Genomic DNA, 7,784 nt, shown 5'->3' with positions numbered 1-7,784 from the left:
GTCGGCTGCGGGCCCCGCCACGACGAACGCGTGCGCCACCACGACCGACCGGGTGCCGGGTCGCCCGGCGAGGTCGTCGCGCACCCGCTGCATCGCCGCACCCACGACGGCCGCGTGCGACCGGGGCAACGGCTCGTCGGCTCCCGCCGGTGCCAGGGACCTGCGGACGCTGTCGGGGTCGAGGTAGGGCAGCCCGTAGAAGGCGACCGGCCCCTCCGGGTCGTCGACGACGACGGGCTCGTCGAGCAGGTCGACCGACGCCCGCAGGTGCAGGCCCGGGCGCATCAGCTCGGCCGCGAACCCCAGACGCACCGCCGAGTCGTGGTTGCCCGGCGTGACGATCACGGTGGCGTGCTCGGTCAGGCCCGCGAGGGCCCGGCCGAGGAGGCGCACGCTGGGCACCGCGGGGACGGCCCGGTCGTACACGTCGCCCGCGACCACCACGACGTCGATCGACCGTTCGACCACGAGCCCCACCAGGTGGTCGACGAAGGCCTGCTGAGGCTCGTGCAGGTCGACCCCGTGCAGCGTGCGCCCCAGGTGCCAGTCGCTGGTGTGCAGGATGCGCACGGGGCCCCTCTCGTGGATGTCGCGGTCGGTGCGGCAACGGGTGCCGGAGTCGGTGCCCCCGACTGTATCGGGGGCCTCCGACAGAGCCGACCGCGCCTCCTCGGGTCCCGCGCCGCGCCTCCTCGGGTCCCGCGCCGCGCCTCCCCACCGGTCGCCGCCCCGCCCACGGGAGTGAGATGGTCAGATGCCCGCACACCGTGGCGGGCCCGACGAGAGCGAGACCGTGAGCCACGACGCCCTGCAGCCCGACCAGGTCACCGCCCTCCGTCGCGAGGTCGAGGCCCGCCTCGACGCGATGGTGGCCGACCTGACGACCTACGCGAGCCTCGAGACGCCGTCCGACGACGTCGACCTGCTCGAGGCGGGGCTCCGCTGGATCGAGACCTGGCTCGGCGAGACCGTCGGCCCGCCGGCCGAGCGCCGGGTGCACGTCGTCGAGGGCTACGGCGACACGGTGACCCTCGACTACCCGTCGCCGTCGGGCTCGACCGAGTGGGTGTCGGCCCTGTGCCACTACGACACGGTCTGGTCCGAGGGGACGCTGGCCGGGTGGCCCGTCACGGTCGAGGGCGACCGCATGACCGGCCCGGGCGTCTTCGACATGAAGTCCGGGCTGATCCAGCTCGGCAACGCCCTCGCGATCGGCGACCGCCTGGGGCTGCCGCGTCCGAACGTGCGCCTGCTGCTCAACGGCGACGAGGAGGTCGGCAGCATCGCCTCGCGCGAGGCGATCGAGCGCGAGGTCGGACGAGGAGGCGCGGTGTTCGTCTTCGAGTCCGCCGCCGACGGTGCCGTCAAGACCGCCCGCAAGGGCGTCGGCATCTTCGAGGTCGAGGCCTTCGGGGTCGAGGTGCACGCCGGCCTGCACCCGCGCTCCGGTGCGAGCGCCGTCGACGAGATCGCCCGCGTCGTCCTGGCCCTGCACGCGGCCGCCGACGTCGAGGCGGGCACCTCGCTGAACGTGGGAGTGCTGCAGGGCGGCACCCGGACCAACGTCAAGGCCGGCTACGCCCGCGCGATGGTCGACGTGCGCGTCACCTCGTCGACCGAGGCCGAGCGCATCGAGCGGGTGTTCGCCGGGCTCGCGGCGCACGATCCGGCCGCGACGCTGAAGGTCACCGGCGGCTGGAACCGCCCGCCGATGGAGCGCTCGGTCGCGACCGGCGCGCTGTACGAACGCGCCGCCCGGGTCGCCACCTCGCTCGGCTTCGAGTTGCGCGAGGTGTCGGTCGGCGGCGCCAGCGACGGCAACTTCGCCGCCGCACTGGGCCTGGCCGTGCTCGACGGGGTCGGCGGCGTCGGCGGCGGAGCGCATGCCCGACACGAGTGGATCAGCGTGCACGGCATGGTCGAGCGCACCGAGTTCGTCAGCGCCCTGTTCGCCGACCTCGCCTAGTCCGCCCCAACCAACCCCACCGCACCGCTTTGCAGTGCTTTGCACCGCTACGCACCGCTCAACACCGCTCCGCACCGCCGAGTGGACACGACGCCGCCGCGCGACACGGCGCCTTGTCCATTCGACGGTTCGCTGCCGCGGCGCCGACGACGCTGTGCGAATAGCGCACCCTCACGACCACGACGCCGAGGTGCGGCCCGACCGCAGCGGCACCCCGCCACGGCGCACGATCGCCGCCAGCCGTCGCGGATCGAGCGCGTCGTCGATGTCACATCTCTCGATGCGTCGGACCCGCCCCGTGCCCAACAATCGAGCCTCGCGCTTCTTCTCACGGCGCACGACCTCGGCCGGGGACGAGCCCGCGAGCAAGCGAGGGTCCGAGTACTTGCCGAAACCGTCGAACTCGAGCACGAACCCGAACCCTTCGAAGAAGAAGTCGCATCGTCCGACGAATCCCCGGGCGTCGAAGAACTCCTCTTGCAGGATCGGCTGAGGCGCACCGAGCCGATGCAACGCGACCCGCACGAGCGACTCCCCGCCGTTCTCGGACAGGGGCGTGGCGAACGAGATCGCTCGCCCGAGTGCCAGCTCACCCCGCCGTCCGACCACGCCGTCGGCCATCGCCCCGAACCGGAGCCGGAACTCGTCACGCAGATCGTCGACTCGGGTGCGCATCTCGGCGGCCCTCGGAAGCCGACTCTCGACCAAGAGCCGACGACGCATCACGCCGTCGAGACAGAGGACGCCGTCGTCGAACCCGGATGACCTCGCGACGTCGAAGGCGGTGCGCAGCTCACTCGTGACCAGCAGGTCGCCCACCGACTCGATCTCGTCGTCCTCGAGACCGGCCCCGTGCTTGACGAGGACCGGCGTGCACTGGGTCGAGGCCCGACGTCGGTCGATCACGTGCACCCGGCGCGGGTCGCCCTGGACGCTCGGCAGCCCGTGCACGGCGACGGCCGAGCCGTGGGACACGACGCAGTCGGCGGGGAGCGCGGACACGGCGGCCCGCACCCGGACGACGTGGCGACGCCAGGGCCTCAGTCGGCCCCAGTCCTCCGTCGCCACGTAGACGCCCCGTTGGACGCGCACGAGACGTCCCGCGGCGGCGTCGCGTCGCAGGGCGCGCGCCTCACGGGACTGCGCACCCGGCGTGGCGGAGAAGATCAGATCGGGGAGGTCGTCGTCCATCCCTCGATGCTCGCCCGTCGATCGGACCCGGCCGCGCCTCCAGAACTTCGCTGTGGACGACCGCCCACCCACCGCGTCATGTCGACGAGACGACCTATGCGCACCGAGAACCGCCGAGTGGACAGCGCGCCGCCGCATGACGCGGCGCGCTGTCCACTCGGCGGCGTCCGGCACCGGCGCCCGACCTCAGCCCTCCAGCGTGAAGTCGTAGACGCCGGCGTCGAAGCGGGCGTAGCCGGGGTAGTCGATCAGCTCGTAGAGCTCGGCACGGGTCTGCATCGTCGGCACCTGCGAGTCGAGCGACCCGTCGGCCACGAGCGCGTCGAGCGCCCGGGACGCCGCCCCCATCGCGGCACGCATCAGCGACACCGGGTGGATCACCATGCTCACGCCCACGTCGTGCAGCTGCTGGTGCGTGAAGAGGGCGCTCTTGCCGAACTCGGTCATGTTGGCGAGCACGGGCACGTCGAGCGCCGAGCAGATCGCCTCGAACTCGCCGAGGTCGGCCATCGCCTCGGCGAAGATCGCGTCGGCCCCCGCGTCGACCAGGGCCCGGGCCCGGTCGACCGCGGCCTCGAGCCCGTCGAGCGCCCGGACGTCCGTGCGCGCCATGATCACGAGCGACGGGTCGCGGCGCGCGTCGACCGCGGCCCGGATGCGACCGGCCGCCGTCGCCGCGTCCACGACCTGCTTGCCGTCGAGATGGCCGCAGCGCTTTGGGTTGACCTGGTCCTCGACGTGCAGCCCGGCCACACCGGCGGCCTCGAGCGCCTGGACGGTGCGGGCGACGTTCATCGGCTCGCCGAACCCGGTGTCGGCGTCGACGAGCACGGGCAGGTCGGTCATCGACGCGATCTGGCCGGCCCGCGTGGCGACCTCGGTGAGCGTGGTGAGCCCGATGTCGGGCAGCCCGAGCTCGTTGGCCATCACGGCGCCCGACACGTAGACGCCGTCGAAGCCCTTCTGCTCGATCAGGCGTGCGGTGAGCGGCGTGAACGCCCCGGGGAAGACCAGGGTGCGCTCGTCGGCCAGCCCGGCCCGGAACGCCGCACGCTTGTCGGCCGGCGACACCGTCGAGTACAGCATCAGAAGAGCCCGCCCGGCTGGGCGGCGGCACCCGCGAGGGCGTCGGGAGCGACGATGCCCAGCTGCCGCACCTCGGCCGCCGTCAACGAGGGGAGGCGCGTGGCCAGGTCGACGAACCGCTCGACCTCGGCGTCGGGCAGCACGCCCTCGGCCAGCGTGCGGAACTTGCGCACGTAGTCCTCGCGTCCGAAGGGCCGCGCCCCCAGGGGGTGGGCGTCGGCGACGGCGATCTCGTCGACGAGGGTCGTGCCGTCGACGAACTCGACCTCGATGCGGCCGCCGAACGCCTTCTCGGCGGGGTCGGTCGAGTGGTAGCGGGCCGTCCAGGCGGGGTCCTCCGCCGTGGTGATGCGCTGCCACAGCTCGACGGTGTCGGGACGCTGCGCCCGGGCCGGGGCGTAGCTGCGCTCGTGGTGCCATTCGCCGTCCTGCAGGGCGACGGCGACGATGTAGGGGATGGAGTGGTCGAGCGTCTCGCGGCTGGCCGTGGGGTCGTACTTCTGCGGGTCGCCCGCCCCCGAGCCGATGACGACGTGCGTGTGGTGGCTGGTGTGCAGCACGATGCCGCGCACCTGCGCCGGGTCGCGGAGGGCGGGGTGCGCGCAGCCGAGCCGCCGGGCGAGGTCGATCCAGGCCTGGGCCTGGTACTCGGCCGAGTGCTCCTTCGTGTACGTGTCGAGGATGCCCCGCTTGGACGCACCCGGCGCCGGCAGGGGCACGTCGTACGACGCCCCGGGTCCGTCGAGCAGCCGGGCGATCACGCCGTCCTCGCCCTCGTAGATCGGGGCGGGGCTGCCCTGGCCGCGCATCGCGCGGTCGACGGCCTCGACCGCGGCCTTGCCGGCGTAGGCCGGGGCGTAGGCCTTCCACGACGAGATCGCGCCCTTGCGCGACTGCCGCGTGGCCGTCGTCGTGTGCAGCGCCTGCCCGATCGCCTGGTGCACCACCTCGGTCGAGAGCCCGAGCATCGTACCCAGGCCGGCCGCGACCGACGGACCGAGGTGGGCGACGTGGTCGATCTTGTGGGCGTGCAGGCTGATCGCCCGGACGAGGTCGACCTGCACCTCGTAGCCGGTCACGATGCCGCGCAGCAGGGCCGCACCGTCGAGTCCGCGGTGCTGTGCCACGGCGACCATCGCCGGAATGTTGTCGCCGGGGTGCGAGTACTCCGCCGCGAGGAACGTGTCGTGGAAGTCGAGTTCGCGCACGGCGACCCCGTTCGACCAGGCGGCCCACTCGGGCGAGACGGGGTGCTCGGGCGCGACGCCCGTGACCTGCGAGCCCGCGCCTCCGGTGGTCGGCGGATGCGCGAGCGCCTGGTCGCGCGCGACGGCGACCGGCGCGCGCAGCAGCGACGCCGCCGAGACGGCGGCGTTGTCGATCAGGCGGTTGATCACCATCTCGGTCACGTCGTCGTCGACGGGTGCGTCGTCGGTCGCGAGCGCGGCGAGGCGCCACGCGAGCTCGTCCGCGCGGGCCAACGGCTGGTCGCTGCGGTGCACGCGCACCGTGTGCACGACGAGGTCGGCGGTCGGGGCGGCCGGTCCGTCTCGACCGTCCGTGACCCCGGACGAGGAGGCGCGGGTCGCGTCGCTCCCGCCGCTCTCGTCGGTCGTCGCCCCGGCGTCGTGTGCGTGCTCGGACGCCTGCTCGTGCTGCGTGCCCATCGGCCACCCTCTCTGGTGGGGCGAGCGTCGTGCGGCCCGCCGTGCGCCGTCGTCGGTGACGGCCGTGTCGTTGCCGACCAGTCTCGCACCCGGGCCGGGCGACGCGCCTGGCGTCCCCCGGCCCGCCGACGCGCCCCGTTCGGGGGTGAACCCGTCTGTCCGCCACCTGGCAGGCTCGGAGCATGACCACCGAGAGCCCGCTGGGGGGCGGCTCCGACGAGCGACGCCCCTCCGCCGACCAGCCGACCACCTCCTACCCCGCGACGGGGACGTCGACCCCGCCGCCGCGACCGGGCCGCCCGATCGGGCTCGCGATCGCCGCCCTCGTCGTGGGCGTCGTCGCGTTCCTGCTCGGCCTCGTGCCCGTGGTGGGCACGATCGTCGGACTCGCCGCCGTGGTGCTCGGCATCATCGCGCTGCTGCGGCACCAGTCGAAGGTCATGGCGTGGATCGGCCTCGGCCTGGGAGCCGTCGCCACCATCGTGTCCATCGTCGTCGCCGTCGGCCTCGGCGCGGCGATCGACAGCGTGCAGCAGGACGACCCGGCCGTGACCGCCACCTCCGAGCCCGCCCCCGTCCGCACCTCGTCGACGCCCGCGCCCACCCCGTCGGCCACGCCGTCGTCGGCGGCCGCCGACGTGCCGGCCGACCACTCGGAGGCCCTGGCGGACGCCGAGACCATCGCGAACGGCCTCGGCAGCAGCAAGCTCGAGACCTACGCGAAGCTCGTGGCCGGCGGCGCCTCCGAGGCCGCGGCGCAGTACGCGGTCGACACGGTCGACGCCGACTGGCAGGCCAACGCCGTCCGCAAGGCCAAGGCCTACGCGGCGGACGGCATGACGGGCGACGTGCTGCGCAACCAGCTCGTCAGCGAGTACGGCGAACAGTTCACCGCCGAGGAGGCCGACTACGCCCTGGCGCATCTCGACGACTGACGCCTCGTGACGCGATCGTGACCCTGGCCGGCCCGACCTCATCCTCCGGGACGAGTGCTCGGGCCGGACCGGTCTGTAGCGTCGAGAACGACTGCCGGGGGGACGACCCGACGACCAGGAGGGCACGACCATGAAGAGCACGACGACGATGCGCGCCGCGATCGGCACGGGGGCCACGGCCTGCCTGATCCTGGTGCTGACCGCAGGCTGCACGGGCGGCGCCGACGACGCGACTCCGAGTCCGTCCGAGAGCTCGGCGACGCCGTCCTCGGCCACCGGCACGGCCACCACCACGCCCGCCCCCGCGCCCGCGCCCACCGAGACCGCCGGCCCGGTCGCCCTCCCGGTCGACTGCACCGACATCGTCGACCAGGCCACCTACGCCTCGACCTTCGGCGACACCCGGCTCAACCCGGTCGAGTTCGGCGGCTCGGGCACCAGCTCGGGCGTGGTCACCCCGACCACCCCGCCCGCCGGAGCCGGCGCTCGTGACGTCGTCGGGGCGGCGACCGAGCTGTCCTGCCTCTGGCGCGATCCGCGGGCCGACGTCTCGGGCATCTCGGTCGCGATGGGCCACCTCGAGCCCGCCGCCGGCGCCGCGGCCCTCGACGGTCTCGCCTCGCAGGGCTACACCTGCACCTCGGTCCACGAGGGGCGCAGCTGCCAGCTCGTGACGCCCGACCCGCTGTACCCGGTGGACCGCGCGCAGACCTACTGGCTGCGCGACGACGTCGTCGTCACCGTCGACCAGACGAACGTGCCGACGGACGACCTGATCGGCTCGATCGCGACGCGCCTCTTCGGCTGAATCCGCGCCTCCTGCACCTGTCGCACCGTGGACCGGACGTCGCACCGCCGAATTCGGCGGTGCGACGTCCGGTCGGCGGTGCGGCGCACGCGCGGCGCGCGCAGCGCACGCGCAGCGCACGTGCGGCGCAC

7 protein-coding genes are annotated in these 7,784 nt (G+C 73.9%); 3 read left to right on the top strand and 4 right to left on the bottom strand.

Annotated elements, in window-relative coordinates:
* On the bottom strand, positions 1 to 570 hold a 570-nt coding region (locus IFT36_RS14115; RefSeq protein ID WP_200413449.1), incomplete at its 3' end, for a metallophosphoesterase family protein.
* 184 nt (positions 571 to 754) lie between these two features.
* Between IFT36_RS14115 and IFT36_RS14110 the strand changes: the two genes are divergently transcribed.
* Positions 755 to 1,966, top strand: a complete 1,212-nt coding sequence (locus IFT36_RS14110) for a M20/M25/M40 family metallo-hydrolase (protein ID WP_082460627.1) — start codon at positions 755 to 757, stop codon at positions 1,964 to 1,966.
* A gap of 171 nt (positions 1,967 to 2,137) precedes the next feature.
* On the opposite strand, the gene IFT36_RS14105 is transcribed toward IFT36_RS14110, so the two are convergent.
* The 3 genes from IFT36_RS14105 to IFT36_RS14095 all read right to left on the bottom strand — a co-directional run bounded on the left by IFT36_RS14105 (position 2,138) and on the right by IFT36_RS14095 (position 5,910).
* Positions 2,138 to 3,157 (bottom strand): hypothetical protein, encoded by a 1,020-nt coding sequence (locus IFT36_RS14105; RefSeq protein WP_200413448.1) that lies wholly within the window; start codon positions 3,155 to 3,157, stop codon positions 2,138 to 2,140.
* Positions 3,158 to 3,343: 186 nt separating this feature from the next.
* A complete protein-coding gene (gene prpB, locus IFT36_RS14100; RefSeq protein WP_056049418.1) occupies positions 3,344 to 4,243 on the bottom strand; it encodes a methylisocitrate lyase in 900 nt (299 codons plus the stop codon).
* Positions 4,243 to 5,910, bottom strand: a complete 1,668-nt coding sequence (locus IFT36_RS14095; RefSeq protein WP_200413447.1) for an MmgE/PrpD family protein — start codon at positions 5,908 to 5,910, stop codon at positions 4,243 to 4,245. The genes prpB and IFT36_RS14095 overlap by 1 nt, the downstream gene beginning before the upstream one ends.
* Before the next feature lie 182 nt (positions 5,911 to 6,092).
* Between IFT36_RS14095 and IFT36_RS14090 the strand changes: the two genes are divergently transcribed.
* Both IFT36_RS14090 and IFT36_RS14085 read left to right on the top strand, forming a co-directional pair.
* Complete coding sequence (locus IFT36_RS14090) at positions 6,093 to 6,845, top strand: Ltp family lipoprotein (RefSeq protein WP_200413446.1); 753 nt, start codon at positions 6,093 to 6,095, stop codon at positions 6,843 to 6,845.
* A 130-nt stretch (positions 6,846 to 6,975) separates the two neighbouring features.
* Entirely contained in the window at positions 6,976 to 7,653 is a 678-nt protein-coding gene (locus IFT36_RS14085) for a hypothetical protein (protein WP_200413445.1), read from the top strand.
* Positions 7,654 to 7,784 lie beyond the last annotated feature (131 nt).

Origin of the sequence: Frigoribacterium sp. CFBP 13605, from assembly GCF_014839405.1 — a bacterium.
Classification (GTDB): Bacteria; Actinomycetota; Actinomycetes; order Actinomycetales; family Microbacteriaceae; genus Frigoribacterium.
The sequence above is the reverse complement of the archived record's forward strand: the minus strand, read 5'-3'. Positions and strand labels throughout refer to the sequence as shown.

Bases quoted from the DNA above. Each gene is read 5' to 3' on its own strand.
- IFT36_RS14105 (WP_200413448.1), bottom strand. From the start codon at position 3,157: ATGGACGACGACCTCCCCGATCTGATCTTCTCCGCCACGCCGGGTGCG.
- IFT36_RS14090 (WP_200413446.1), top strand. From the start codon at position 6,093: ATGACCACCGAGAGCCCGCTGGGGGGCGGCTCCGACGAGCGACGCCCC.
- prpB (WP_056049418.1), bottom strand. From the start codon at position 4,243: ATGCTGTACTCGACGGTGTCGCCGGCCGACAAGCGTGCGGCGTTCCGG.
- IFT36_RS14110 (WP_082460627.1), top strand. From the start codon at position 755: ATGCCCGCACACCGTGGCGGGCCCGACGAGAGCGAGACCGTGAGCCAC.
- IFT36_RS14095 (WP_200413447.1), bottom strand. From the start codon at position 5,910: ATGGGCACGCAGCACGAGCAGGCGTCCGAGCACGCACACGACGCCGGG.
- IFT36_RS14085 (WP_200413445.1), top strand. From the start codon at position 6,976: ATGAAGAGCACGACGACGATGCGCGCCGCGATCGGCACGGGGGCCACG.